At 69.7% G+C, this 26,682-nt stretch carries 23 protein-coding genes and 1 pseudogene; 14 read left to right on the top strand and 10 right to left on the bottom strand.

Features of this window, described 5'->3' with window-relative positions:
- Window positions 1-11 precede the first annotated feature (11 nt).
- Complete coding sequence (locus tag ACFJIT_RS06000) at window positions 12-290, bottom strand: hypothetical protein (protein ID WP_130518013.1); 279 nt, start codon at window positions 288-290, stop codon at window positions 12-14.
- Between the two features lie 157 nt (window positions 291-447).
- Here ACFJIT_RS06000 and ACFJIT_RS05995 point away from each other — a divergent pair, with 157 nt between their 5' ends.
- Window positions 448-972, top strand: coding sequence for a DUF1993 family protein (locus tag ACFJIT_RS05995; protein WP_306991681.1), 525 nt, complete (start codon window positions 448-450; stop codon window positions 970-972).
- Window positions 973-1,099: 127 nt separating this feature from the next.
- A complete protein-coding gene (locus tag ACFJIT_RS05990) occupies window positions 1,100-1,672 on the top strand; it encodes a mechanosensitive ion channel family protein (RefSeq protein WP_130518009.1) in 573 nt (190 codons plus the stop codon).
- A gap of 1 nt (window position 1,673) precedes the next feature.
- On the opposite strand, the gene ACFJIT_RS05985 is transcribed toward ACFJIT_RS05990, so the two are convergent.
- Window positions 1,674-1,940 (bottom strand): DksA/TraR family C4-type zinc finger protein, encoded by a 267-nt coding sequence (locus ACFJIT_RS05985; protein WP_130518006.1) that lies wholly within the window; start codon window positions 1,938-1,940, stop codon window positions 1,674-1,676.
- 148 nt (window positions 1,941-2,088) lie between these two features.
- Between ACFJIT_RS05985 and ACFJIT_RS05980 the strand changes: the two genes are divergently transcribed.
- The 5 genes from ACFJIT_RS05980 to ACFJIT_RS05960 all read left to right on the top strand — a co-directional run bounded on the left by ACFJIT_RS05980 (window position 2,089) and on the right by ACFJIT_RS05960 (window position 5,064).
- The gene (locus ACFJIT_RS05980; protein WP_379655332.1) at window positions 2,089-3,090 is read left to right on the top strand and encodes a cupin-like domain-containing protein; all 1,002 of its coding nucleotides are present in this window, start codon (window positions 2,089-2,091) and stop codon (window positions 3,088-3,090) included.
- A 69-nt stretch (window positions 3,091-3,159) separates the two neighbouring features.
- Complete coding sequence (locus ACFJIT_RS05975; protein WP_130518002.1) at window positions 3,160-3,405, top strand: DUF2789 domain-containing protein; 246 nt, start codon at window positions 3,160-3,162, stop codon at window positions 3,403-3,405.
- A 117-nt stretch (window positions 3,406-3,522) separates the two neighbouring features.
- Entirely contained in the window at window positions 3,523-3,864 is a 342-nt protein-coding gene (locus ACFJIT_RS05970; protein ID WP_379655331.1) for a DUF6152 family protein, read from the top strand.
- A 70-nt stretch (window positions 3,865-3,934) separates the two neighbouring features.
- Window positions 3,935-4,357, top strand: a complete 423-nt coding sequence (locus ACFJIT_RS05965; protein WP_379655330.1) for a hypothetical protein — start codon at window positions 3,935-3,937, stop codon at window positions 4,355-4,357.
- Window positions 4,358-4,671: 314 nt separating this feature from the next.
- Window positions 4,672-5,064, top strand: coding sequence for an MliC family protein (locus ACFJIT_RS05960; protein ID WP_379655329.1), 393 nt, complete (start codon window positions 4,672-4,674; stop codon window positions 5,062-5,064).
- A gap of 16 nt (window positions 5,065-5,080) precedes the next feature.
- Here ACFJIT_RS05960 and ACFJIT_RS05955 read toward each other — a convergent pair whose 3' ends face one another.
- The 3 genes from ACFJIT_RS05955 to ACFJIT_RS05945 form a co-directional block, all read right to left on the bottom strand.
- Complete coding sequence (locus ACFJIT_RS05955; protein ID WP_379655733.1) at window positions 5,081-5,776, bottom strand: SGNH/GDSL hydrolase family protein; 696 nt, start codon at window positions 5,774-5,776, stop codon at window positions 5,081-5,083.
- A 115-nt stretch (window positions 5,777-5,891) separates the two neighbouring features.
- The gene (locus ACFJIT_RS05950; protein ID WP_379655328.1) at window positions 5,892-7,649 is read right to left on the bottom strand and encodes a M1 family metallopeptidase; all 1,758 of its coding nucleotides are present in this window, start codon (window positions 7,647-7,649) and stop codon (window positions 5,892-5,894) included.
- A gap of 92 nt (window positions 7,650-7,741) precedes the next feature.
- Window positions 7,742-8,599 carry a PA4780 family RIO1-like protein kinase gene (locus ACFJIT_RS05945; protein WP_130517991.1) on the bottom strand — a complete coding sequence of 286 codons (858 nt, stop codon included), beginning with the start codon at window positions 8,597-8,599 and terminating at the stop codon, window positions 7,742-7,744.
- Between the two features lie 198 nt (window positions 8,600-8,797).
- Here ACFJIT_RS05945 and ACFJIT_RS05940 point away from each other — a divergent pair, with 198 nt between their 5' ends.
- Together ACFJIT_RS05940 and ACFJIT_RS05935 are read left to right on the top strand one after the other, a co-directional pair.
- The gene (locus ACFJIT_RS05940) at window positions 8,798-9,997 is read left to right on the top strand and encodes a cation:proton antiporter (RefSeq protein ID WP_379655327.1); all 1,200 of its coding nucleotides are present in this window, start codon (window positions 8,798-8,800) and stop codon (window positions 9,995-9,997) included.
- Window positions 9,998-10,244: 247 nt separating this feature from the next.
- Window positions 10,245-12,236 carry an AAA family ATPase gene (locus tag ACFJIT_RS05935; RefSeq protein WP_379655326.1) on the top strand — a complete coding sequence of 664 codons (1,992 nt, stop codon included), beginning with the start codon at window positions 10,245-10,247 and terminating at the stop codon, window positions 12,234-12,236.
- A 13-nt stretch (window positions 12,237-12,249) separates the two neighbouring features.
- Here the strand turns inward: ACFJIT_RS05935 and ACFJIT_RS05930 are convergent, their stop codons facing one another.
- Window positions 12,250-13,230 carry an RluA family pseudouridine synthase gene (locus ACFJIT_RS05930; RefSeq protein WP_379655325.1) on the bottom strand — a complete coding sequence of 327 codons (981 nt, stop codon included), beginning with the start codon at window positions 13,228-13,230 and terminating at the stop codon, window positions 12,250-12,252.
- Between the two features lie 416 nt (window positions 13,231-13,646).
- Here ACFJIT_RS05930 and rne point away from each other — a divergent pair.
- A pseudogene (rne, locus tag ACFJIT_RS05925) lies at window positions 13,647-16,887 on the top strand (ribonuclease E).
- Window positions 16,888-17,539: 652 nt separating this feature from the next.
- Here the strand turns inward: rne and ACFJIT_RS05920 are convergent.
- Both ACFJIT_RS05920 and ACFJIT_RS05915 read right to left on the bottom strand, forming a co-directional pair.
- Window positions 17,540-18,187 (bottom strand): response regulator, encoded by a 648-nt coding sequence (locus tag ACFJIT_RS05920; RefSeq protein WP_379655324.1) that lies wholly within the window; start codon window positions 18,185-18,187, stop codon window positions 17,540-17,542.
- A 377-nt stretch (window positions 18,188-18,564) separates the two neighbouring features.
- A complete protein-coding gene (locus ACFJIT_RS05915) occupies window positions 18,565-19,338 on the bottom strand; it encodes an SDR family oxidoreductase (RefSeq protein ID WP_379655323.1) in 774 nt (257 codons plus the stop codon).
- A gap of 182 nt (window positions 19,339-19,520) precedes the next feature.
- Here ACFJIT_RS05915 and ACFJIT_RS05910 point away from each other — a divergent pair, with 182 nt between their 5' ends.
- The 4 genes from ACFJIT_RS05910 (at window position 19,521) to ACFJIT_RS05895 (ending at window position 24,184) form a co-directional block, all read left to right on the top strand.
- Complete coding sequence (locus tag ACFJIT_RS05910) at window positions 19,521-20,423, top strand: LysR family transcriptional regulator (protein ID WP_379655322.1); 903 nt, start codon at window positions 19,521-19,523, stop codon at window positions 20,421-20,423.
- Between the two features lie 97 nt (window positions 20,424-20,520).
- Window positions 20,521-21,150, top strand: coding sequence for a TetR/AcrR family transcriptional regulator (locus ACFJIT_RS05905; protein ID WP_130532097.1), 630 nt, complete (start codon window positions 20,521-20,523; stop codon window positions 21,148-21,150).
- A 46-nt stretch (window positions 21,151-21,196) separates the two neighbouring features.
- Window positions 21,197-22,795, top strand: coding sequence for a GMC family oxidoreductase (locus ACFJIT_RS05900; RefSeq protein ID WP_379655321.1), 1,599 nt, complete (start codon window positions 21,197-21,199; stop codon window positions 22,793-22,795).
- Window positions 22,796-22,981: 186 nt separating this feature from the next.
- Entirely contained in the window at window positions 22,982-24,184 is a 1,203-nt protein-coding gene (locus ACFJIT_RS05895) for a coniferyl aldehyde dehydrogenase (RefSeq protein ID WP_379655320.1), read from the top strand.
- A 155-nt stretch (window positions 24,185-24,339) separates the two neighbouring features.
- Here the strand turns inward: ACFJIT_RS05895 and ACFJIT_RS05890 are convergent, their stop codons facing one another.
- Window positions 24,340-25,503 carry a zinc-dependent alcohol dehydrogenase gene (locus tag ACFJIT_RS05890; protein ID WP_379655319.1) on the bottom strand — a complete coding sequence of 388 codons (1,164 nt, stop codon included), beginning with the start codon at window positions 25,501-25,503 and terminating at the stop codon, window positions 24,340-24,342.
- 175 nt (window positions 25,504-25,678) lie between these two features.
- Window positions 25,679-26,605 carry an amidohydrolase family protein gene (locus ACFJIT_RS05885; RefSeq protein WP_379655318.1) on the bottom strand — a complete coding sequence of 309 codons (927 nt, stop codon included), beginning with the start codon at window positions 26,603-26,605 and terminating at the stop codon, window positions 25,679-25,681.
- Window positions 26,606-26,682: the final 77 nt, after the last annotated feature.

Genomic DNA, 26,682 nt, shown 5'->3' with positions numbered 1-26,682 from the left:
GCCCGCCGCCGTCAGCGCGGCGGCGGCAGTCCCAACGCGCCGGCCTGGATCGACAGGATCGCCAGCAGTACCGCCAGCAGCACGGCGCCCTGCAGCACGAAGGCGATCCGCGCCGGCCAGCCGCGCGCGGCATAGCCGCAGACGAACAGCAGCGCGATCGGCGCGGCGCCGAAGCCCATCTGGACCCACCAGCCGGGCGTGCCGCCCTTGGGCACCAGAGGCCCGGTCAATCCGATGCCGAACAGCAGCAGGGCCAGGGCATTGCAGAACAGGGGGAGCACGTGGCGCATCGTCCGATTGTGCCCGTCGCCACGCCCGGCTGCAGCGCGGCTCGGCCTTGCGTTCACACAAGGCCATCGGCCTGCAACGCCGCGTCTTCGTGATGGGCGCTGCGTGGGCGTGGGGACGGCGCTAGGCTGCGCGCTCATCTCCAGCCCGGAACACACCATGTCGCTGTCCCTTTACCAAGTCGCCATCCCGTCCCTGCAGCGCGGCCTGCGCCAGCTCTCGCATGTGCTGGAACGCGGCGCGCGCCACGCCGCCGAGGCCGGCCTGGACCCGGCCACGCTGATCCAGGGCCGGCTGGCACCGGACATGCTGCCGCTGGCGGCGCAGGTGCAGCGCGTCAGCGACACCGCCAAGGGCACGGGCGAGCGCCTGTCCGGCGTGCCCTCGCCCAAGCTGGCCGACACCGAGCAGACCTTCGAGGAGCTGCAGGCGCGCATCCAGGCCACCGCCGACTATCTGGCCTCGCTGACGCCCGAACAGGTCGATGCCGGCGCCACGCGCGAGATCACGCTGAAGTTCGGCAAGCTGGGCACGCGCCTGGAAGGCGTGGACTATCTGCTGCAGTTCGGCCTGCCGAACTTCTATTTCCACGTGGTCACCGCCTACGACATCCTGCGCCACCACGGCGTGCCCGTCGGCAAGCTCGACTATCTGGGCCCGATCGGCACGCCGATCACCGAGTGAGCTTCATGCTGGCGCACCGGCGCAGCCTCGCGCCGGTGTGCGCAGCGGACCCGCGATCGCCAGCTTTGCCGGCCCTGCGCAGGGTTGGCATCATGGTCGACCGCTTGTGCGATCCGTTGTGGCGAAGATGAAGATCCCGTTTCCCCCGCTGCTGCAGGACTGGCTGGGCGTGATCCTGCCCGTCGCGCAGGTCCTGCTGATCCTGCTGCTGACGCGGCTGCTGCAGCTGCTGCTCAAGCGCCTGATCGGCCGCGCCGCGGCACGCTACGACCTGCCGCCCGAACTGGCCATGGGCGTGCGCCGGGTGCTCAACACCGTGCTGCTGATGGCGGCCACGCTGCTGATCCTGGAGCGTCTTGGCGTGTCCGGCACCGTGCTGTGGACGGCGTTCACCGGCTTTGCGACGGTGGGCGCGGTGGCCTTCTTCGCCGCGTGGAGCGTGCTGTCCAATATCTTCTGCACGTTCCTGATCTTCATCGTGCGTCCGTTCCGCCTGTACGAAACGGTGGAACTGCTCGAGAACGGCGAGAAGCCCGGCATCAAGGGCAAGGTGATCGACGTCAACCTGCTCTACACCACCCTGCAGGAAGAAGCGGCCGGCGACGGCGCGCCGGCCACCTCGGTGCAGGTGCCCAACAACTGGTTCTTCCAGCGCGGCATCCGCCGCTGGCGCGACGCGCAGCGCATCGCCGGCAGCTGACTCAGCGCAGCTGGCTGTCCTTGCTGCCGCGGCGGTTGTAGCCGCTGGCGGACTTCTGCTCGGCATCGTGCGCGGCCTGGCACTGCACGCACAGGCGCACGCCGGGAATGGCGTCGCGTCGCGCCTTCGGGATCGGGGCATCGCATTCTTCGCAATGGGTCAGCCCGGGACCGCTGGGCAACTGGCTGCGGGCGCGCTGGATCGCGTCCTTCACCGTCGCATCGATCTGGTCCTGCACCGCGCCATCGTTGGCCCAACCGGTGGCCATGGCCGTCTCCTGCCTGTGGACGAGTCCCCGACCCTACGCCGATCCAGATGAATCCGCAGCGAGCCGCGCGGGCCAGACGCCCGCGCCCGGCCGGATCGGTGCGGTTTCGCTAGCATGCACGGCTCCACCGCCGCCGGGCCGCCCGCGCATGCCGTCTGCCATCGAAGAAGTCCGCGACGCCGGCGCGGTCGACCCGGCCATGCTGGTCGAGCGCGGTACGCCGCTGGTCCTGCGCGGCCTGTGCGCGCACTGGCCGATGGTGCAGGCGGCGCGGCGCTCGGACACCGAGTTCGCCAAGCTGCTGGCCGCGCACGACAGCGGCGCGGCGGTGGACACGCTGCTGATGCCGCCGGAGGCCAACGGCCTGGTCGGCTACGACGCCACGCTGGAGGGCTTCAACTACCAGCACTTCAAGGTGTCGGTGACCGATGTGCTGACCCGGCTGGCGCAGTACAGCCGCCGCGAAGGCCCGGTACACGGCGTGGCCCTGCAGAGCGCACCGATCGCCGGCTGCCTGCCTGGCATACTGGCCGACCATGCGATCGAGGGCCTGCCGGCCGCCATCGCGCCGCGGCTGTGGTTGGGTAACCGGGTCACCACGCCGGCGCACTTCGACGCCTTCCACAACATCGCCGTGGTGGTCTGCGGGCGGCGGCGTTTCAGCGTGTTCGCGCCGGAGCAGGTGCGCAATCTCTACATCGGCCCGCTGGACTTCGCGCCGACCGGCGCGGCGATCAGCCTGGCCGACCTGGACGATGACACGGCGCAGTTCCCGCGCCTGGCCCAGGCGCGCGAACACGCCTTGGTCGCCGAACTGGCGCCCGGCGATGCGCTGTACCTGCCGCCGCTGTGGTGGCACCACGTCGCCTCGCTGGAGCGCCTGAACGCGCTGGTGAACTTCTGGTGGCAGCCGCCCCTGGCCGATGGCCGTGCGCCGAGCCCCGGGATCGTGGCGCTGCTGCATGCGCGCCTGGCCTTCGCCGGCCTGCCCACGCACGAGCGTCAGGCCTGGCGGGCGCTGCTGGAGCACTACGTCTTCGACGAGGAAGACCCGGCCGCGCATATCCCGGAAGCCAGGCGCGGCGTGCTGGGCGCGCTCGATGCGCAGGCCCTGGCGGCCTTGCGCCAGCGCATCGCCAATTCGCTCTAGGCCCCGGGCGCTGATCCCGCGTTGACGCCGGCGCCGTCACCCTCTCCTTTCACCTTGCGGAGCTTGACCATGGAACAGACCGTCCATCCCTTTTCCGAACTGTTCGCCCAGCTCGGCCTGGCCTCGGACGAGCGCAGCATCCGCGCCTTCATCGCCGAACACGCGCCGCTGCCCGATGCCATGCGTCTGGAGGAGGCCCCGTTCTGGTCGCCGGCCCAGGCCCAGCTGCTGCGCGAGGAACGCATCGACGATGCCGACTGGGCGGTGGTGGTCGACCAGCTCAATGTCGCCCTGCACGCCACGCCCGAGGCCTGAATCCTCAGTCGATCCGGGCCTGACCTGATTGTCATGCCCGCAGCGGCGCATTTGCCAGGAACCCAAGCGCACGCGTGCTATCACCGGCACACACCCGACACCGCCCGGAGTTGCGCCATGCGTCGTCTGCCCGTGTTGCTCGCCGCGCTCATCGCCCTGCCCGCCCTGGCCCACCACGGCTGGAGCAGCTATGACGCCAACAAGACCTTGAAGATCTCCGCACCGCTCGCCCAGGTGCAGTACCGCAACCCGCATGCCGAAGTCGGCGTCGACTACCAGGGCAAGCGCTGGAACGCGGTGCTGGCACCGATCAGCCGCATGGCCTCGCGCGGCCTGCCGGACGGCGCACTCGTAGTCGGCAAGACCGTCACGATCGAAGGCTATCCGCGCCTGGACGGCACGGCCGAACTGCGCGCCGAACGCATCACCGTGGACGGCAAGACCATCGAACTGCGCTGATCTCGCGAGACCAGCATGGACGTCATGGCCTCGGGCCCAGCAGCTGGAAGCCTCCGCGCTGGGCCAGTGGATGCGGGCCGACTGGGGCTATCCCTTCGCCAACGTGCTGCACCTGGGCGGGCTGGTGCTGCTGCTCGGCAGCATCGGCCTGCTCGATCTGCGCCTGCTGGGCTTCGGCCGGCGGCTGGAGCTGGAACAGGTCTCGCGCCTGCTCACGCCGCTGGGCATCGTCGGGCTGCTGGTGCTGGTGGTCACCGGGGTGATGCTGTTCAGCGCCGACGCCACCGCCCTGCTCGGCAACCGCATGATGCAGTTCAAGCTGATCGCCGTCGCCGTGGCGGTGATCAATGCGCTGGCCTTCCGCCTGTGCTTCGGCGGAAGGCTGCACGCCTGGCGCCATCGCCCGCCGCCGCTGGGACGCGCGATGGCCGCGCTCTCGCTGCTGGCGTGGCCGACCATCCTGGTCGCCGGCCGGATGATCGCCTACACCTGAGCCCGCGCGCTCCGCCCCTCCCCTTGCGCAGCAGGGGGAGGCCGGAAGGAGGTTGGATCAGGTCGCGGGTTGCTTGGTGCGAAGCATTCGAAGCAGAAGCAAAGGCAAAAGCTGGATTCCCGCGTTCGCGGGAATGACGACCTGAAGGAGCGGCGGATCAGCGGGTGAAGCAAGACAGAAGCCTGTTTGCCGCCCGAACTCCAGCCCCGCGCACGATCCCGCCCGCTTCATCCACCAATCATCCTGCGCCAGGCAGGCCCGGCTAGGCTGGCCCCTGGTTCGATACGCCGCAACAGCGGCAGGAGCGCTCCGCGTTGCGATCCCTGATCCTGCTGGCACCCATCGCCGTGTCCGCAGCCCTGGCCGCCTGCACGCCCACCAAGACCCCGGAAGTCGCCGCTCCCGCTCCATCGCCGCAGACAGCGCCGGACGCCTCACCGCCCGACACGCCGATCCGCCACGCGGATTACGACTGCGAAGACACCCGCATCGCCGTGGCCTTCTTCGGCCAGGCGCGCGCCGAAGTGACGCTGGACGCGCGTCTGCTGGTGCTCAAGCCCGCCCTCGCCGCCGATGGCGCGCGCTACGCCGACGATGCCGGCAACGCCTTCTGGGCCAAGGGCATGGACCGGGCGACGCTGACGCTCGCCCAGGACCCCCACGACAAGACCTGCACGGCGCTCCCGCCGGAAGCGCCACAGCGCTGACGGACCGCAGCCTGCGTCAGCGCGCGTGCTGCAGCGCGCGCTGCACCGCCGTTTGGGCCAGCGGCGCCATCACCGCATAGCCGGCCGCGTTGGGATGCACGCCGTCGCCGGAGACCTTCGCATCCAGGCCACCCTGCCCGTTGTCCAGCGCGCTGTAGTAGTCCAGATACACCGCGCCGGTGCGCTGGGCGTACTGCCTGATCCAGTCGTTGAGCGCGCGGATCTTCGGCGCCGGCTGCAGGCCGGGCTTCCACGGGTAGTCGCTGGCCGGCAGCACCGAGGCCAGCACCACGGCGATGCCGTTGGCCTTGGCCAGCTGCGCCATCGAGGCCAGGTTGTCCTGGATCATCTGCGGCGTGGCCGGCCCGGTATTGCCGGCGATATCGTTGGTGCCGGCCAGGATCACCACCACGGCAGGCTTGAGATCGATCACGTCCTGGCGGAAGCGCACCAGCATCTGCGGCGTGGTCTGCCCGGAGATGCCGCGGTTCACGTAGGGCTTGCCCGGGAAGAACGTCTCGCTCCCGGTCTTTCCCCAGCCTTCGGTGATCGAATCGCCGAAGAACACCACGCGCCGCTCACCGCGCGCCGGCGCGGCCAGCGCCGCGTTCTCATCGCGATAGCGCGACAGCTGCGGCCAGTCGGCCAGCTGCCGCTGCATGGCCTGCACCTGTTCGGCGCTGGGCGTCTGCGCGGAGACGTTGCCGCTCATCGCGGCGATCAACAGCAACACCGGCAGGCCGGCACGAGGCGATACGCGCTTGAACATGAGTCCCTCCCAGGCATGTCATGCGGACCAGTCTATCGCCTCGCGCCGGCGCGTCCGTTCAGGGCTTGGGCTTGTCCGTCTTCTTGTCGGCCGCGGCCTTGTCCGCCGCCGCCTTGCGCTCGGCCGCATCCTTGACCGCCGCGGCGAAGCGCGGTTCCTCACGCAGCAGCTTGGACTGCGGGTCCAGCGTGTAGAGGTCGTTGTCCTGCAGCGCGACGTGGCCGCGGCCGTCCGTCATCGGCACGGTGACGGTGCGCCCGCTGGTCGAGCCGATACGCACGTCCACCGGCATCGGAAACGGCAGATCGTCCGGCGTCTTCCAGCGCAGCGACAGGCCGCCGGCATCGCGCTCGGCGATCAGCTCCGGCAGCGCGGCACGATACAGGTACACGTCGAAGAACCAGCCGTAGTCCTTGCCGGTGACCTTGTTGACGATGTCGATGTAGTCCCTGGTCGAGACATAGCGCGGCTTGAAGTGGCCCGGGCGCGGATGCGCGCTGCCGTACACCGCCAGACGGATCGAGGTGAAGAACGCCTCGTCGCCGATCAGCGAGCGCAGCGTGTGCAGCATCAGCGAGCCCTTGTAATAGATGTCCAGACCCGCGCCGTGCTCGCGGTTGTAGACCGCCTCCTCGGTCTGCGACTTGCCGCTGACGATCGGCACGCGGTTGGTCACCGCGGCGCGCTGGTCCAGCAGCGCGGCGTGGTAGTCCATCTCGCCGCGCAGGTACTGCAAGTACAGCGGCTGCATATAGCTGCCGAAGCCCTCGTGCAGCCACATGTCGTCCCAGTCGGCGTTGGTCAGCTGGTTGCCGAACCACTCGTGCGAGAACTCGTGCTGCATCAGCCAGTCGTAGCCGTACTTGTCCTTCTTGTAGTCGTTGCCGTAGGCGTTGATGGTCTGGTGTTCCATGCCCAGGTGCGGGGTCTGCACCACGCCCACCTTCTCGTCGCCGAACGGATACGGGCCGATCTGGCTCTCGAAGAAGTCCAGCATCTTGGGCAGCTCGTCGAACAGCGCCTTGGCCTGCGCGTCCTTGTCGCCCTTCAGATACCAGTAGGCCAGCGGGATGGTGTTGCCGTAGCGGCTCTTGTAGCTGCCGCTGAGCTGCTCGTACGGGCCCACGTCCAGGGCGATGGCGTAGGTGTCCGGGTTCTTGGCGCGCCAGTGGTAGGTGCGCCAGCCGTTGCGCTCCTGCATGCCGAGGAACACGCCGTTGCCCGGCGCCACCAGCGGCGCGGGCACGGTGATGTGCTCGTCCACCAGCGCGGGCTCGCCCTGCGGATGGTCGATGCACGGCCACAGCAGATCGCAGCCCTCGCCCTGGATGGCCGAAGCCACCCACGGCTCACCGGTGGGCGCGGTCGCCCAGACGAAGCCGCCGTCCCACGGCGCGCGCTTGGCCACGTGCGGCTGGCCCGCATAGACCACGCGCAGCTTGACGCTGCCCCCGGCCGGCACTTGCCGCGGCAGGGTCACGCGCATGCGGCCTTCGGGGTTCTGCCAGGCCTCGCGGGCCACCGGCTTGCCGTCCACCTCGACCCGGCTGACCGCGTATTCCGGATCCAGATCGACCACCAGCGCCTGCAGCGGGGAGAGCGCCTTGAAGGTCAGCGTCGCATCGCCCTCGATCCGGCGCTGGTCGGGAATCACCTTGAAGCCCAGGTCGGCGTGCTCGAAGCTCACCGCCAGCTGCTCCGGCGTGCGCGGCAGGCCGGTCTGCTTGGTCACGGGACTGAGCTCGGCGCCGTGCGCCTGGGACACGCAGGCCAGCGCAAGCGCCAGGGTGGAGACGAGCAGACGGGAACGGGACATGGCAGGCCTGGCGGAAAGGGAAACCGCCGCAGCGTGCCAGCAAACCGCCGCCGCTGCATCCATCCGAAGTCATGCCCGCCGGGATGCCCGGCTCAATCGTCCTCGGCGGCGGCCTCGCGCCCCTGCTGGCGGATCATGGCCTCCATCCGCGCCTCGTTGATCGCCTCGCGCACGCCGTCCAGATCGGCGGTGCGCGTATCCGGCGTGAACTCGCCAGTCAGCACCGTGTCCGGCTGCAGCGCGCCGGCCTCGAACAGCGCCCACATCTCCTCGCCATACCAGGTGTCCAGCAGCTCCGGCGCCCAGCGTCCCAGGCTGGCGGTGAGATTGTTGACGTCGCGCAGCAGCATGCGCCGCGCCGCGTTGTTGCCTCCGGCGCTGACCACCTGCGGGAAATCGATCACCACCGGGCCGTCGGGGCCGACCAGCACGTTGTATTCGGACAGATCGCCGTGGATCAGGCCGCAGCACAGCATGCGCACCACCTGGCGCATCAGCACGGCGTGGAACGCGCGCGCCTGGTCGGCTTCCAGTTCGACCTCGCCCAGGCGCGGGGCGCTGAAGCCCTCGGCATCGGTCACCAGCTCCATCACCAGCACGCCGTGGAAGTAGCCGAAGGGTTCGGGCACGCGCACACCGGCGTCGCGCAGCTGGTAGAGCGCATCGACCTCGGTGTTCTTCCAGGCGACCTCGGCCTGCTTGCGGCCGTACTTGGTCGCCTTGCCCATGGCGCGGGCCTCGCGGCTGCCGCGCACCTTGCGCCCTTCCTGGTACTGCACGCGCTGCTGGAAGCTGCGCTGGGCCATGTCCTTGTAGACCTTGGCGCAGCGCACTTCGTCGCCGGCACGCACCACGTACACCGAGGCTTCCTTGCCGCTCTTGAGCGGTCGCAGCACCTCGTCGATCACACCATCGTCGATCAAGGCCAGCAGGCCGGGGGGAGTCTTCATCGCGTCATGCCAGGGGACTTGCGTCGCAGGTCCGTTGCGGGCGGGCCAGTGTCGCATCCCCGGGGCGAGCGGTGTTGAAGATCCCATCGCGATTCACAGCCGGCGGCCTGCCCTCGGGCTTGTCGCGGCGGCCGGGCTGGCCCTACAGTCGCGCACCGCCGCGCCCTCGCGGCACCTGCCGAAGGGACGACAGCGCCGATGCATCCGGTCAGCACCATGGAAGTGTTCCTGATCGCCATGGCGATCATCTTCTGCGTCCCCTTCCTGATCTGGCGGCTGGGCCGCACCGAGTATTTCGCACCGCTGGTGGTGGTGCAGATCATCACCGGCATCCTGCTCGGGCCGGGCATCCTGGGCGCGGCGCTGCCGGGCTACTACGCATTCGTGTTCACCCCGCAGGTGGTGCAGATCCTGACCGGCCTGGGCGGCTGGGCGGTGATGCTGTTCGTGCTGATCGCCGGGATCGAGCTGGACCTCAGCCAGGCCTGGGCCAACCGCCGCGAGAGCGGCATCACCGCCGGCCTGGCGCTGGGCGTGCCGCTGCTGTTCGGCGGACTGGCGGCGGTCGGGCTGCTGCGCTTTCCGGGCTGGATCGGTGCGCAGGGCCACTCCTGGCAGTTCGTCGCCGGCGTGGGCATGGCCTGCGCGGTGACCGCGCTGCCGATCCTGATCCTGCTGATGGAGAAGCTGGCGATCCTGCGCCAACCCATCGGCCAGCGCATCCTGCGCTATGCCAGCCTGGACGACATCGCCATCTGGGGCGTGCTGGCCCTGGTCCTGCTGGACTGGGAGCGGATCGGCCGACAGGTCGGCTTCCTGGTCGGCTTCGCCGTGGCCTGCGTGCTGTTCCGCAGGCTGATGCGCGCGATCGGCGAGCGCGACCGCTGGTACGTGATGCTGATCTGGCTGGCGCTGTGCGCGTTCGGCGCGGACTGGTCGGGCCTGCACTTCATGGTCGGCGCGTTCCTGGCCGGCGTGGTGATCGACGCCCACTGGTTCGACCAGGCCGACATGGACCGCCTGCGCCACAACGTGCTGCTGGTGATGATGCCGGTGTTCTTCCTGAGCACCGGCCTGCGCACCGCCTGGAGCGTCGGTGGCGCGACCGTGTTCCTGGCCGCGCTGGTGCTGCTGGTGGCCGCCGTCGCCGGCAAGCTGGCCGGCGTACACCTGGCCGGCCGCCTGCTGAAGTGGAAGCCCGGCGAGGCCAGCCTGATCGGCTGGCTGCTGCAGACCAAGGCCCTGATCATGATCATCTTCGCCAACATCCTGCTGGACAAGGCGATCATCACCAGCGCCACCTTCACCGCCCTGCTGCTGATGGCCGTGATGAGCACCATGCTCTCCATCCCGCTGGCCACGCCGCGGCTGCGGCGGCTGCAGCAGCAACAAGACTGAAAGCCGGGCGGGCGGCGCGACCGCTTGCCCACCGGCCACGACGCCTGTAGGATCGCCGCCTCTTTTCGCATCCTCCCGGACCGCCGTCATGCGTGCCGCCTTTCACCCAGGAAATCTCACAGCGTCGTAATCCCGACGCCCCCGCATGGGCATGAGGCCCAGGCGGAACCGTGACCTGTTGGCGCATTGCGCCGGTGAAACGAGATGCACACCAAACTGCGTTCCCCTGCGCGCCGCATCGGCGCGCGTGTGGCAGCTGCGCCTGTACCGCCAGCTGCTCAATTCCTCAATCAAGCAAGACGACATCTTGCCGACCGTCGCGCAGGGCCTGCTGTCGCTCGGCGTGCGCCAGGCACCTGCCGACACGGCGGCCGCGCGCGCCAAGGTCGAACAGTTGCTGGCGCGCCCGCGCTCCATGGCCACGCCGCTCGCCCTGCCCTTCATCAAGGAACTGGCCGGCATCTTCGGCCTGTCGCGCGACCAGCTGCGCGTGGTGTGGTTCGTCTGCATCCTGCACGACCACCGTCCGCTGATCGACGCGGTCGAGGCCGGCGCCAAGCGCTGGCCCGGCACCCGCGGCGGCCTTCTGCGCCTGCTCGGCGATACGCTGGAACTCCCGCCGGCCCGGCTGCGCGAGACCATCCGGCCACGTGGCGCGTTGCTGTCCAGCGGACTGCTGTACGCCAGCTTCGTGCACTGCAGCGATGCCTCCGAGTGCCTGGAACCGGCCGACCACACCAGCCAGCTGTTCGAGGATGGGGCGCTGGACGAACGCTTCCTCGGCCGCCTGTTCGAGCGCGCCGAACCCGGGACGCTCAAGCTGGCCGACTACGGGCATCTGCAGGCGGCGGTTCAACGCATCGCCGACCTGCTGCGCGCCGCGCGCCGAGACGGATCGGGCGCCAACGTGCTGCTGCACGGCCCGCCAGGCACCGGCAAGAGCGAGCTCACCCGCGCCCTGGCGAGCACACTGGGCATGGAGCTTTATCTCGTGCGCAGCGCCGACAGCGATGGCGAGCCGATCGACGCGCTGGCCCGGCTGCGCGCCTTCGAGACTGCCCAACGTGCCTTGGCGCACAACCCGCGGGCCTTGCTGCTGTTCGATGAGATCGAGGACGTCTTTCGCCACGGCAACGGCGCCGACAGTCCCAAGGTCAGCTACAAGAGCTGGGTCAACCGGCGCCTGGAAAGCATGACCCTGCCGTGTGTCTGGATCGGCAACCGCATCGACGGGCTGGACGACTCGCAGCTGCGCCGGTTCGACATCGTGCTGGAAGTGGTGCCGCCGCCGCGCAGCGCCCGCCGCGCCCTGCTGGAACGGGCACTGGATGCCACCCCGGTTCCTGCGTCGCTGCTGGAATGCATCGCCGAACGGGAGGCCTTCGCGCCCGCGCACTTCACCCGGGCCGCGCGCCTGATGCGGCGCCTTGCGCCGGCACCCGAGGCGCGAGCAGGCATCCTGCGCGACTCGCTGAACGCGCTTCTGCGCATCGCCGGCGAGCCGCCGCTGCAAGAGGACGGGCCGCGGACCACCTTCGATCCCGAGCTGGTCCGAAGCACCCCGCCGCTGGCGCCGATGCTGTCGCTGCTGGAACGCCGTCCGCAGGCGCGCATCTGCCTGTACGGCCCTCCAGGCACCGGCAAGACCGCGCTGGCCGCGCATCTGGCCCAGCGCCTGGACATGCCCCTGCACCGCAAGCGCGCCTCGGACCTGCTGGGCAGCTGGGTGGGCCAGACCGAGGCCCGGATCGCCGCGATGTTCGAGCAGGCCACGCGCGACGGCGCCCTGCTCTGCCTGGACGAGGCCGACAGCTTCCTGCGCGACCGCCAGAGCGCGCGGGCCGCCTGGGAGGTCACGCAGGTCAACGAGTTGCTGACCTGGCTGGAGGACTTCGAGGGCGTGTTCGTGGCGTCCACCAATCTGATGGGTGCCCTGGACGCGGCCGCGCTGCGTCGGTTCGACTTCAAGCTGCGCTTCGACTATCTGGATCCGCGCCAGCGCCTGCAGCTGTTCGAGCGCCACGTGGCCCAGCATCGTCTGCATCCCGACCTGGATGAGGCCGATCGCATGCGCCGGCTGCAGCGCCTGGATCGGCTGACCCCGGGCGATTTTGCGGCGGTCCGGCGCCGGCTGGAAGCGGCCGACGGTCAGGCGGGTCAGCGCGATCTGCTGGCCTGGCTGGACGAAGAGCAGGCGCTGAAGCCGGACAACAGCCGCCCGATCGGCTTCGCCCACTGAATCCAGCCTTCGCTCAGCCCAGCGCGTCCAGCGCCGCGGCCAGATCGGCGGCCAGGGGGGCGTTGAGCAGGTAGGGGGTGCGGCCGCCGTCGAGCGAGAACTCCAGCGAGGCGGCGTGCAGGAACAGGCGCTTGAGGCCGATCTGCTCGCGCAGGCGCTTGTTCGCCTCCGGATTGCCGTACTTGTCGTCGCCGGCCACCGGGTGGCCGATGTGCTGGGCGTGGACGCGGATCTGGTGGGTGCGGCCGGTCTCGATCAGGACCTCGCAGTAGGACTGGCCGCCGCGGCGTTCGAGCACCCTGAAGTGGCTGACGCTGGGCTTGCCGCCGTCGTTGACCTGGACGTGGCGCTCCCCGCCCTGACGCAGGCCGACCAGCAGCGGCGAGTCCACGTTCATGGTGCCGTCGGGCAGGCGCCCGGTCAGCAGGGTCAGGTAGCGCTTGCGGATGCCCTTGGCCGGGCCGGCGTCCTCGCGCAGCAGCGCCTGCAGCTCGGTCAGGGCGGAGCGCTTCTTGGCCAGCACCAGCAGGCCGGAGGTATCGCGGTCCAGGCGGTGGACCAGCTCCAGCGGCTGGTTGGGGCGCAGGGCGCGCATGGTCTCGATGGCGCCATGGCTGATGCCGCTGCCGCCGTGGCTGGCCACCCCGGTGGGCTTGTTGATGACCAGCAGGCGGGCGTCCTCGAACACGATCGCCGCCTCCATCCGCGCCAGGAAGCCGGCCGGCGGCGCCGATTTGGGCCCGGCCTCCTCCAGGCTGACCGGCGGCACCCGCACCTCGTCGCCCGCGGCGAGCTTGCGCTCGGCCTTGGCCCGGCCCCCGTTCACGCGGACCTGGCCGCTGCGCACCAGCTTGTAGACCAGGCTGCGCGGGGCGCCCTTGAGCTGGCCGAGCAGGAAATTATCCAGCCGCTGGCCATCGCGGTCGGCGGGCACGACCACCGTGCGCACGGCACTGCGGGCGGGCGGCGAGTCGGGGCGTGGCGGTACGGTCATTTCCGGCAGCTTCTCTGTTACACTCGGCGATGCGAGATAAGGGTTTGATTTCGCAGGAAAGTTCTACACGGGCCAGAAGCCCAGCTTCCCTCGCGAAAGCCCGGCACAGTGCGCGACCACCGCCCCCGGGGCGGCCATGTTAGCGGCTCGCCGGCAGGCCCCGACACCCGCCGGATGCGTCAGACATCCGAAGCTGAACACGTCCCGCGCGGTAACGGCCCTTCCCGGGCGGTCGCCGACGGTCCCGCAACACCGACACATGACAAAGCGCTCCCGCGGCCCGCCGTGGTGTCGAAGCGCTGGAAGCTCCAACCCGCCCCACCCGCGCAGCGCGCGAGGGGCGGCCGAACGTTCCAGAGGCAAAACGCCATGGCGCCCCGCGCGGTAGCAGCGCGAGGAACGCAACAATGAAACGTATGTTGATCAATGCCACGCAGGCGGAAGAACTGCGCGTGGCGATCGTGGACGGGCAGACGCTGTACGACATCGATATCGAGCAGCCCTCCAAGGAACAGAAGAAGTCCAACATCTACAAGGGCCGCATCACCCGGCTCGAACCCTCCCTGGAAGCGGCCTTCGTCGATTACGGCGCCGAGCGTCATGGCTTCCTGCCGCTGAAGGAGATCTCCCGCGACTACTTCCAGTCCGGGGTCGACCACCACAAGGCCGGCCTGCGCGAACTGCTGCGCGAGGGCCAGGAAGTGGTGGTCCAGGTCGACAAGGACGAGCGTGGCAACAAGGGCGCGGCCCTGACCACGTTCATCTCCCTGGCCGGCCGCTACATGGTGCTGATGCCCAACTCGCCCACCGCCGGCGGCGTCTCGCGCCGGATCGAGGGCGATGACCGCGCCGCGCTGAAGGCGGCCATGGACGCGCTGACCATCCCCGACGACATGGGCGTGATCATCCGCACCGCCGGCGTGGGCCGCGACGCCGAAGAGCTGCAGTGGGACCTGGATTACCTGCTGAGCGTGTGGAAGGCCGTGGCCGAGGCCGCGCTGGCCAAGCCGGCGCCGTTCCTGATCTACCAGGAGTCGCGCCTGATCGTGCGCGCCCTGCGCGACTACCTGCGCTCGGACGTGGGCGAGATCCTGGTCGACACCGCCGAGCTGTACGAGACGGCCAAGGAGTTCATGCAGCAGGTGATGCCGCACAACCTGCGCAAGCTCAAGCACTACACCGACGACATCCCGCTGTTCAACCGCTTCCAGATCGAGTCGCAGATCGAGGCCGCCTACGAGCGCAACGTGCGCCTGCCCTCGGGCGGTTCGATCGTGGTCGACCAGACCGAGGCGCTGACCGCCATCGACGTCAACTCGGCGCGCGCCACCAAGGGCGGCGACATCGAGGAGACCGCGTTCCACACCAACTGCGAAGCGGCCGAGGAAGTGGCCCGCCAGCTGCGCCTGCGCGACCTGGGCGGCCTGGTGGTGATCGACTTCATCGACATGTCCTCCTCCAAGCACCAGCGCGAGGTCGAGAACCGCCTGCAGAACGCGCTCAAGTACGACCGCGCCCGCGTCCAGCTGGGCCGCATCTCGCGCTTCGGCCTGATGGAAATGAGCCGCCAGCGCCTGCGCCCGAGCCTGGGCGAGTCCAGCCAGATCGTGTGTTCCGCGCTGCGACGGCCATGGCCGCATGCGCAGCGTCGAGTCGCTGTCGCTGTCGATCATCCGCGTGGCCGAAGAGCACGCGATGAAGGACAACACCGGGCAGGTCCTGGTGCAGGCGCCGCTGGAGATCGCCAACTACCTGCTCAACGAGAAGCGCAACGCGCTGCGCGAGATCGAACAGCGCCACGACGCGCCGATCATCATCGTCGCCGACGAGCAGCTGCACACCCCGCACTACGAGGTCACCCGCCTGCGCGAGAACGAGCTGGGCGAAGAGTCGAGCAAGCCCAGCTACCAGCGCGGCACCCCGCGCAAGCTGCCGGTGCATGCGCTGACCAAGGCCCAGCTCAACATCCCCGCCGCCCCGGCGGTGACCACGGTCAAGCACGCCCAGCCCGCGCCGATCCGCCAGGAGCGCGAAGCACCGGCCCCGGTCGAGCCGGCTCCCGCGCCCGTCGCCCCGGCGCCGCAGCCGGTCGCCGCCGCCACCGGCGGCGTGGTCGGCTGGCTCAAGCGCGTGTTCGGCGCCGCCAGCGCCCCGGCGCCGGTCGCCGCGCAGCCGCAGCCGGCGCGCGAGGCGCGTCCGGCCCGCAACGAGCGCGGCAACACCGGTCAGCAGCGCCGCAACGGCAATGAAGGCAACCGCGGCCAGGGAGGCAACAACGCCCGCGGCGGCCAGCAGAACGGCAATGGCCAGGCGCGTCGCGACAACCGCGAGGCGCGCGGCAATCGGGACGGCGGCCAGGCGCAGACCGGCAACGGTCAGGCGCCGCGCAACAAGGGCGAGGGTCAGCAGAACAAGCAGCCCCAGCAGCAGCCCAAGGCCGCGCAGAACCAGAACCCGCCCAAGCAGCCCAAGCCCCAGCAGGACAAGCCGCAGCAGGACGCCCCGGCGCAGCAGGCCCAGCCCGCGCAGCCGCGTGCGCCCAGGCCGCCGCGCGAGCCGGCCAAGCCGGTCGAGGCCACGCCCGAGCTGCTGGCCGCCACGGCTGTGACCGCCGGCCTGAACGCCGAGGCGCCCCAGCCCGTGCCGGCAGCGACGACCGAACCGGTCGCCGAAGCGCCCAAGCCCGCGCCGGCCGCACCGCTGGCCGTCGATGCCGATGCCGAGACCGAGGACAACGCGCGCGACGAGCAGGACGAACTGAACGCCGACGGCGCCGAGTCTGGCGACGACAACGGCACGCCGCGCCGTCGTCGCGGCCGTCGCGGCGGTCGCCGCCGTCGTCGTGGCAATGGCGAGCAGGCCGCTGGCGATGCGTTCGAGCAGGATGCCGCGGGCGAGGAAGAGCCGGTGGTCGTGCCGTCGTCCTCGCAGCCGGAGTTCGACTTCGACGACGCCGAGGCGCCCGCCCCGGCCGTGCCGGCGGCCAAGCCGCGCGTGCGCACCGAGGCCGCCACCGCCGCGGTCGCCGCGGCCAGCGCCACTGCCGTGGTCGCTGCCATCCCCCCGGACAGCAAGCCGTCGTCGCCCACCGAGGAGCCGCAGGTCGCGTCGTCGTTCGATGCGCCGGCGCCGACCCACGAGGTCGCCGCCCCGGTCGTCGAAGCGGCAACGCCGCCTGCGCCGGTGGCCGAGCCGGTGGCCGCTGAGCCGGTTCCCGCAGGCCCCGAAGTGCACGTCAGCGTCGAAGTGCAGCCCGAGCCGTCTCCGGTCGTGGCCGAGATCGCGCCCGAGCAGCTTCCGGTGACGACGGCCGCCCCGACCGCCGATGCGTCGGTGGAGGCGCCGGCTGAGGTGCCGGCCCCCGTGGCCAGCACCGCGCCCGAACCCGAGCTGGCCGCCCAGGCCGAAGTGACCGCGCCCGCCGAGGAAGCCCCGGCAACGGCGCAGGCCACCGAGGACGAGACGCCGGCCGATGCCCCGGCGTCCAAGCCCGCGGCGGCCTCGGGCTCGCTGTTCTTCGCCGCCGACGCGCAGACCCCGCGCTCGGTGACGCGCCACCTGTTCGAGCCGGCGCCCGCGCCTCGCGTGTCCGACGAACAGACGCCCGCGCAGAACGACAGCCACGGCGGCACGACCGACAGCGAGCGCAGCGCCTGAGCCAGCGACGCGGACCGGGCCCGGCTTCATCGCCAGGCCCGGCATCGGGATGAAACGGAACGGGCGCCCTCAGGCGCCCGTTTCGCTTTGCGTGGCCTTCTGAGTGACTCTTTGTCTTTACGTTCTCGCGTCCCTACGAAGGGACGACCAGCCTGTATGAAGCAACCGACAGTCCGTACGACTGGACCAACACTCCGTCATCCCCGCGAGCGCGGGGAGTGCTTCCTGGCAGACGCATGTCTGACCATCCAGTGCCTGTTGCACTCCAGAGCGAAAGTCCCTGGGTTCCCGCGTTCGCGGGAACGACGGTAGAGGTTTCGCTGCGGCGGGGACCCACACCCCGTGGTGCTTTGCGCGGGCTTTAAGTGACCTTTTGCGTGTCCCTACGAAGGGACGAACAGTTCGTGCTAACGGACCGACAACCCGTCATTCGCGCGAAAGCGGGAATCCATGGATGTTCGCACGCAAGCCTCAAAGTCCCTGGATTCCCGCTTTCGCTGGAATGACGGGTTGTCGATTGATCGGATCAAGGGGACACTTCGCGAGCGCGCTCTGCGAGCGCCCTACGCCAGCCTGAGCGGCGCACGCACAGCAATGAAAGGCCGGCAGCACACCGGCATCTGCCGCCCTCGCACGTTTCACCCTCGCACGATCAAAGACTCTTCGACGGATCGATCAGCCCGTACTGCGCCGCCAGGCGCGCCAGCGCCATCGTGTCCTGCACCTGCACCTTTTCCAGCAGGCGCGTCTTGTGCGTGCTGACGGTCTTGGGGCTGAGGTTGAGGCGCTTGGCGATCTCGCTCTGGCGCAGGCCCTGCACCAGCATCATCACCACCTCCAGCTCGCGCGCGCTCAGATCGTCGAACGGCGAGGCCTCCTCGCTCATGCTCGACAGCGCCAGGTTCTGCGCCACGTTGCTGCCCAGGCAGCGCTTGCCGCGCGAGACATCGCGCACCGCGCGCAGCAGCTCGGCCGCATCGCCGCCCTTGCCGACATAGCCCGAGGCACCGGCCTCGAGCAGCCGCTTGGGCAGCGGGCCATCCTCGAGTACCGAGACGATGATCACGCGGCTGCCGTAGTCGCCGCGCACGATGCGCTCGGTCACGTCGAAGCCGCTGAGCCCGGGCAGGTGCAGATCGCACAACACCACATCGGGCTTGAGCTTGCGGATGGCCGGCAGCGCTTCCTCGCCGCTCTCGGCCTCGCCGACCACCTCGATATCCACCTGGCCGGCGAGGATCAGCTTCAGGCCAGTCCGCACCAGCGCATGATCGTCCACCAGAAATACCCGGATCGTCATCCTTGCCATCCCCTTGTAGGCATATGCCGCTCCCGTGGTCAGCCTACTCGCGGCGGGTGAAACTGGGCAAGGGCGCGGGCTGGTTGTGGTGGCGAAGTGCGCGGGGTGTCACCGGACACGGGCGCGCCGGGAAGTTGGATTAACAGGGGTCGTTGCCCGGATGGGAACGAGCTCAGCGGCGGGAGCGTCCAGAGATTTCTGCCTACCCGCAAACAGACCCCCGTCATTGCCGCGAAGGCGGGAATCCATGGACGTGCGCGCGCAAGCCCCAAAGTCCCTGGATTCCCGCTTTCGCGGGAATGACGATAGAGGGTCCGCGGCGGCTTCAGGTGGAGGCGTGAAAGCCGGAAGCCTGGAAGCCGGCCGCGGCGCCGCGCTTACTTGGTGGTGTAGCCGCCGTTGACCAGGATGGTCTGGCCGGTCATCCACCAGCCGTCGCTCACCAGGAAGCGGATCCACGGCACGATGTCCTCGATGTCGGTCAGGCCGGTCTTGGACGAGGGCGACAGCGCGGCGGCGGTCTTGTGGTAGGCCACCGCATCGGCGCCTTCGGCGGGATAGAAGAACGGCGTGTCCATCGGGCCCGGGCCGATCGCGGTCACCGAGATGCCGCGGTCGCCCAGTTCCTTCGAGGCAGCGCGGGTGTAGTGTTCCACCGGGGCCTTGGTGCCGGCATAGCTGGAATAGAACGGCGTGTAGGCGCCCAGCAGCGAGGTCACCAGCGTGCAGATCTTGCCGTTGTCGCTCAGCGCCTTGCCGGCTTCCTTGATGAAGAAGAACGCCGACTTGGAGTTGACCGCGCTCATCTGGTCGAACTCATCCTCGCTGATCTCGGTCATCGGCTTCTTCAGCACCTTGCCCACGGTGTTGACCGCGATGTCGATCGAGCCCATCGCGGCCTTGGCATCGGCGAACAGCTGCTCCATCGCGGCGGCGGTGGTGAGATCAGCCTGGAAGGCGAAGGCCTTGGCGCCCGTCGCCTTGATCTCTGCCACGGTCTTGTCGGCGTCGGCCTTGGTGGAGGCGCTGTTGTAGTGGATCGCCACGGCCTTGGCCCCGTGCCTGGCCAGGTCGGTGGCGAGCAGGCCGCCGAGATTCTTGGCGCCACCGGCGATGAGGACGGTCTTGCCCTGGAGGGAATGGTCGGTCATTGGAAGATCCTTGGCTGTGGAAGACGGGAACCACGTCGGCCAGCTTCGGAAGAACGCGATACGAAGACCGCCTCCCCCGCTTGCGGGCGTGCCTCACACCATATAATCCAGGCCAAGAACATAAAGCCGACATGTGTGACTTCACATGTCGTGGATCCTGACCAATCGAGGGACGCAGCGCCGTGGACCGGATCGACCTGTTCCGCATCTTCGTCCGCGTGGTGGAGGTGGCCAGCTTCACCCGCGCGGCCGACACGCTCGGCATGCCGCGCTCCTCGGTCTCGGCCGCCGTGGCCGAGCTGGAAGGCCGCATCGGCGTGCGCCTGCTGCACCGGACCACGCGCAAGGTCGCCCCGACCCAGGACGGCGCGGCCTTCTACGAGCGCTGCCTGCGGGTGATCGCCGACGTCGAGGAGACCGAGGCGCTGTTCCGCCAGGGCAAGACCAAGCCCTCGGGCAAGCTGCGCGTGGACGTGCCCGGGCGCATCGGGCGGCTGATCATCGCCCCGGCGCTGGGCGGCTTCCTCGACGAATACCCGGAGATCGACATCAGCCTGGGCGTCACCGACCGCGCGGTCGACCTGGTCGAGGAGCGGGTGGACTGCGTGGTCCGGGTCGGGCCGCTGAGCGATTCGGGGCTGATCGCCCGCACGCTCGGCACGCTGCCGCTGATCAACGTCGCCAGCCCCGCCTATCTGGCCCGGCACGGCACGCCGCACGCGCCCGAAGACCTGGCCGGCCACTGGGCGATCCACTACGCCTCGCCGTCCAGCGCCCGGGTCGAACCCTGGGAATGGATGGAAGGCGACACGCCGAAGACCTTGCACGTGCCCGGCCGGGTCACGGTCAACAACGCCGAGGCCTGCATCGCCTGCTGCCTGGCCGGCCTGGGCCTGATCCAGATCCCGGCCTACGACGTGCGCGACGCGCTGCGCGCCGGCACGCTGGTGGAGGTGATGCCCGGGCATCGCGCCGCGCCGCTACCGATGACCCTGCTGTATCCGCATCGCCAGCACCTGTCGCGGCGGGTGCAGGTGTTCGCCGACTGGGTCGAGCGGCTGCTCAAGGAAGCGATCGCACCATGAAGCGCTGTGCGCCCGTCTGCGGGTTCAACGAGCGGCTGGCTATCCTGACCGCGCCGCCCTGCCCGACTGCCCGCGCCCGATCGATGCGCCGAAGCCCATGACCACCCCGCGCCGTTACAAGCCGTCCAAACGCCGCGAAGCGACCTCCGAACAGCGCCGCCAGCGCATCAAGCAGGCCGCGTGGTCGGTGTTCGCACAGCAGGGACTGGATGCGGCGACGATCTCGGGCATCGTTGCCGCCAGCGGCGCGTCGACCGGCAGCTTCTACAACGACTACCGCACCAAGCAGGCGGTGTTCGACGAACTGCTGGCAGATCTGCTGGCCCAGGTGCGCGCGGTCACCGCGCAGGCGCGCGCCCGCGCCGACGACCTGGAGACCATGCTGCAGCTGTCCTATCGCGACCTGCTGGTGCTGATCCTGGGCATCGAGGCGGCCCTGCCCTTCATCGCGCGCAACCAGCACCACATCCGCACCCGGCTGTACGACCTGGACGGCATCGATTCGCTGCTCGGCGATATCCGGCGCGACGTGGTGCGCGGCATGCCGGGGCTTGCGCTGGCGCCGTGGCAGGTCTCGCTGGTCGCCAGCCTGATCGTGTCCAACGGCATCGAGACGCTGCTGCTGCTCGAGGGCCGCGACCGCATCGACATCGACGAAGTGGCCGGGCTGATGACGCGCTTGGTGATCGGCGGCATCGGCAGTCTGGCTGCAGCGCAACAAATTTGACGACTTCCTCAAGTATGTCCATGCTCCGCGCCGGGAGGACCACACCATGCGCGAAGCGGACTACGTCATCGTCGGGGCCGGACCGGCCGGCTGTGCCCTGGCCGCGCGCCTGGCGGCCGCGGCGGAAAAGCCCAGCGTCGCGCTGATCGAAGCCGGCCCGCCCGGCCCGTCCCTGCTCTCGCGCATCCCGGCCGGCATCGCCGCACTGGTGCCGTTCAAGTCCGCGCGCAACTACGCCTTCCAGACCGTGCCCCAGGCCGGGCTGGGCGGGCGCCGCGGCTACGTGCCGCGCGGGCGTGGCGTGGGCGGTTCGAGCCTGATCAACGCGATGATCTACATACGCGGCCAGCCGCAGGACTACGACGGCTGGGCCGCCGCCGGCTGCCCGGGCTGGGGCTGGCACGACGTGCTGCCGCTGTTCCGGCGGTCGGAGGCCAACCAGCGCGGCGCCGATGCGCTGCATGGCGACCGCGGGCCGCTGGTGGTGTCCGACCTGGCCTCGCCCAGCGCGGTCTCGCAGGCCTTCATCGAGGCGGCGCTGCAGTCGGGCTATGCGGCCAACCCGGATTTCAACGGCCCCAGCCAGGAAGGCATCGGCCTGTACCAGGTCTTCCAGCGCAACGGCGCGCGGCTGGACGCCGGCTCGGCCTACCTGGCCGACGCCGCGCGCTGGCCGCACCTGCGCATCCTCAGCGACACCCGCGCCGAGCGCGTCGTCTGCGAAGGCCGCCGCGCGACGGGCGTGGAGGTGGTGACCCGGCACGGGCGCGAGACGATCCGCGCCCATCGCGAAGTGATCCTCTCGGCCGGTGCGATCGGCTCGCCGCAGCTGCTGATGCTCTCCGGCATCGGGCCGGGCGCGCATCTGGCCGAACACGGCATCGGTGTGGTCCACGACGCGCCCGGCGTGGGCGCCAATCTGCAGGATCACCTGGACTATGTGGGCCTGAAGCGAATGAAGGGCCCGGGCCTGCTCGGCTTCGGCCCGGACACGCTGCTGCGCGGCGCGGCGGCGTTCCCGGCGTGGCGGCGCGGCCATGGCATGCTCACCAGCAACCTGGCCGAAGCCGGCGGCTTCGTCCGCAGCGCGCCGGAAGTGGACCGGCCCGATCTGCAGTTCCACTTCTGCGCGGCGCTGGTCGACGACCACGCGCGGCACACGCATCTGGTGCGCGGCGTGACCCTGCACGTGTGTGCGCTGCGCCCGCTGAGCCGCGGCTGGATCCGCCTGGCCTCGCCCGACCCGGCGCAGGCGCCGCTGATCGATCCGAACTTCCTTTCCGCGCCAGACGATGTGGCGCTGACGCTCAAGGGCGCACGCGCCGTGCACCGCATCCTCGATGCAGCGCCGCTGGCGCGCTACGGCGGCAAGCTGCTCTACGCCAGCCCGCGCCCGGACGATGCGGAGCTGCTGCGCCTGATCCGCGATCACGCCGACACCATCTACCATCCGGTCGGCACCTGCCGCATGGGCCGCGGCGTCGGCGCGGTGGTCGCCCCGGACCTGACCGTGTATGGCCTGCAGGGCCTGCGCGTGGCGGACGCCTCGATCATGCCGACGCTGATCAGCGGCAATACCCAGGCGCCGTCGGCCATGATCGGCGAGAAGGCCGCCGATCTCATCCTCGGCAGGAGCGCCGCATGAATCACGACGACCTGCAGACGCTGTTCGCGCCATTGCACCGGGCCTCGCGCGCCACGCCCGCGGCGGATGCGCACATGCGGCGCGCATGGCTGGAAACGCTGGCACAGCTGGTGCGCGAGAACGTCGAGCAGATCGTGCAGGCCATCGACGCGGATTTCGGCGGACGCTCGCACGACGAGAACGCGCATGCTGGAAGTGCTGCCGGCGCTGCGCGGCATCCGCCACGCCCAGCGCCATGTGCAGCGCTGGATGCGCCAGGTGCGCCGGCCGGTGGACGTGGTGTTCCAGCCCGCCAGCGCCTGGCTGCGCTATGAGCCGCTGGGCGTGATCGGCATCATCGCGCCCTGGAACTATCCGCTACTGCTGTCGATCGGCCCGCTGGCCGATGCGCTGGCCGCCGGCAACCGGGCGATGCTCAAGCCGTCCGAGCTGACCCCGCGATTTTCAGAACTGCTGGCGCAGCTGGTCGCGCGCTACTTCGCCCCCGACCTGGTGACCGTGGCGACCGGCGGCGTGGACACGGCCAGGGCGTTCTCGTCCCTGCCCTTCGACCATCTGCTGTTCACCGGCTCGACCGCGGTCGGGCGCGAGGTGATGCGCGCCGCCGCCGACCATCTCACCCCGGTGACGCTGGAACTGGGCGGCAAGTCGCCGGCCTTCGTCGCGGCGGACTATCCGCTGGCCAAGGCCGCCGATGCGATCGCCTTCGGCAAGTTCCTCAACGCCGGGCAGACCTGCATCGCGCCGGACTACGTGCTGGTGCCGCGCGCGAAGATGGACGACTTTGCCGCCGCCGTGCTGGACGCGGCGCGACGGCGCTATCCGACGGTGGCGGGCAATGCGGACTATTCGGCGGTGATCACGCCACGCCATCGCCAGCGGCTGGCATCGGCGCTGGACCAGGCGCGCGCGGCCGGCGCGCGCGTGCAGGCGCTGGATGCGGGCGGCGCGACGGAGAAGATCGCCCCCACGCTGGTACTCGACCCGCCGCAGGACAGCCTGCTGATGCGCGAGGAGATCTTCGGCCCGGTGCTGCCGCTGATCGGCTACGACCATCTGGACGAGGCCATCGCCTTCGCCGCCGCGCGCGAGCGCCCGCTGGCGCTGTACTGCTTCAGCGGCGAGCGCGCCGTACAGCGACGCGTGCTGGACGGCGTGACCTCCGGCGGCGTCACGCTCAACGGCACGCTGCTGCATATCGCCCAGGACAGCCTGCCCTTCGGCGGCATCGGCCCCAGCGGCATGGGCGCCTATCACGGGCAGGAAGGCTTCAAGCGCTTCAGCCATGCGCGCGCGGTGTTCAAGGTCGGGCCGATCAACGTGTTCCAGCGGATGGGTCCGCCGTGGACGGGGCTGGCGCGGCGCATGTTCGGCTGGCTGGCGCGCTAGGGCGGCGCGATCCGGTTCGTGCAAAGAAGAAGGAAGCAAGGCGCCGCCTTGCTTCCCTTGAGCGCTTCAATCAGCACACCACTGCAGGTAGCGCGCGTTGCTTGCCGCCTGCCTTGCAAACGCAACGCTCGCGAGCGGCGCGTTCTGCTCCCCTGCTACGGCGTCATCACGACCTTGCGGCAGTCTTCCTGCTTCTCATCGAAGATCTTGTAGCCCTGCGCCGCATCGGCCAGCTTCATGCGGTGGGAGATGATGATGTCCGGGTCCAGATCGCCATCCTCGATGAAGCCCAGCAGCTCCGGCAGATACTTGTGCACATGGGTCTGGCCCATGGCGAAGGAGAGCCCCTTGTCGAAGGCGTCGCCGATCAGGAAGCCATGGATGAAGCCCGCATAGACGCCGGGCACGCTCACCACGCCGCCGCGCTGCGTGGCCGAGATGCACTGGCGGATCACTTCGCCGGAGCTGGTCTCGATCTTCAGCGTGCTCAGCACGGTCTCGGTGGTGCTGCCCTTGGCCTCGAAGCCCACCGCATCGATGGACGCGGAGACGCCTCTTCCGTTGGTCAGTTCCAGGATCCGCTCCGACGCGTCGCCCTCGCTGAAGTCGATCGGGATCACGCCATAGGCGCTCACCGCGAAGTTCAGCCGGTACTGCTCCGAATCCACCATGAAGATCCGCTCGGCGCCCAGCATGCGCGCGCACGCCGCGGCCATCAGGCCCACGGGACCCGCGCCGAAGATGGCGACGGTAGAGCCCGGTTCGACCCTGGCGTTGAGCACGGCCTGATAGCCCGTCGGCAGGATGTCTGACAGGAACAGCACCTTCTCATCGGCCAGACTGCCGGGCACCGCGAACGGCCCCACGTTCGCCTTGGGCACGCGCACATATTCGGCCTGCCCACCCGGAACGCCGCCATACAGATGCGAGTAGCCGAACAGGGCCGCAGGCGGCGTCATCTTCGAGCGCTTGCGCACGCTGGCGCCTTCGTCGGGGTTGGTCGTCTCGCAGGCGGCGAACAGTTCGTTCTCGCAGAAGAAGCACTTGCCGCAGGCGATCACGAACGGGATGACCACCCGATCGCCCACGCTCACCTCGGTCACCGCCGGGCCCGCGTCTTCCACCACGCCCATGAACTCGTGGCCGAAGATGTCGCCGTGTCGGGTCTCCGGGATCTTGCCGTGGAACAGGTGCAGGTCCGATCCGCAGATCGCGGTCGCCGTCACACGCAGGAGGATGTCGTCGGCCTCCACCAGCTGCGGATCGGGAACGGTCTCGACGCGCACGTCCTTGGAACCATGGTAGGTCAACGCTTTCATCTTCGGATCTCCGGTGAGTCGGGCCTTCCACCCTCCTCGCCGTGCCGTTAGCGCAGTAGCACCGCAGGCACGCTCCAGCGTCAATCTTTGTTAACGCCAAGCTTTGCGGTCTGTCATGCCGACGCGTTCGTTGCAGTGCGCTGCGTGGCCCGTTCGCAGCGCCCGCAGGCGCAACTCACCCGTCCGCCTTGCCGCAATCGGCCAGATCCGTCCAGCCGAACAGCCGCACGGCGTTGTTGAAAAGGATGTCGCGGCGTTGCGCCTCGGAGAGGTAAGGCGCCGTGCGGAACCGCGCGATCGCCTGCGCCGTGGCCTCGGGCCACACCATCTGGTCCGAGCCGAACAGGATGCGCTTGCCGAAGCCGTAGATCATGAGCTGCTGAAGATAATGATCCATAAAAGGACGCGGCTCGGCCCAGTCGATCGCGCCCAGGTCGACGTAGACCTGCGGATAGGCATGCAGCAGCGCCACCGTGTCATCGAGAAAGGGCCAGCCGGCATGCATGATGATCAGCTTCATGCGCGGGTGACGCACCAGCACCTCCTCGAACGAGGACGGGTTGCCCAGGCGCTCGCGGTGCAGCGGCTGGCCGCGGTAGACGATGCCCGCCGGCCCGGCGCCCGAGTGCACCGCGATCGGGACGTCCAGCGCATCGGCCAGCGCCCACAGCGGCTCAAGACGCGGATCGTCATGGGCGATGCCGTGGTACTGGTATTCGACCTCGCCGATCATCGCCAGCTTGCCCGCCGCATGCCGAGCCCGGATCTGGTCGAGCATGGCGGCATCGGGGATGTCGTCGATCTCCAACCCGCCGCGCAGGCGCGCCGGATCGAGGGCGATGATGCGATCGTCCGTCGCCGTGCTGGCGCCGCCCACGATCGCCCGCACCACGCCGGCCTCGCGCAGGGCCGCGGCGGTGGCCCGGGCGTGGTCCGCACCGTTGAACACCCGCATGGGCTGGCCATCGCCTAGGTTGGGCACGCGCGCCTCGAAGCGCCCATCGCGCTCGTAGCTGTGGATGTGGATGTCGATGACCGGCTCTACGCCGGCCACGCACGTCGGCGCGGACGACAGTGCGAGCGCAAGCAGCAAGGGGACCATGGTGCCTCCGTGTGGTGTGGGATACCGCTTGAAAACGCATCCTGGAGCGCCGAGGATCCGGCGTATTGCGAATTCGT

This window comes from Pseudoxanthomonas sp. UC19_8 (genome assembly GCF_042700505.1).
In the GTDB taxonomy this organism is placed as follows: Bacteria; Pseudomonadota; Gammaproteobacteria; order Xanthomonadales; family Xanthomonadaceae; genus Pseudoxanthomonas_A; species Pseudoxanthomonas_A winnipegensis.
The sequence above is the reverse complement of the archived record's forward strand: the minus strand, read 5'-3'. Positions and strand labels throughout refer to the sequence as shown.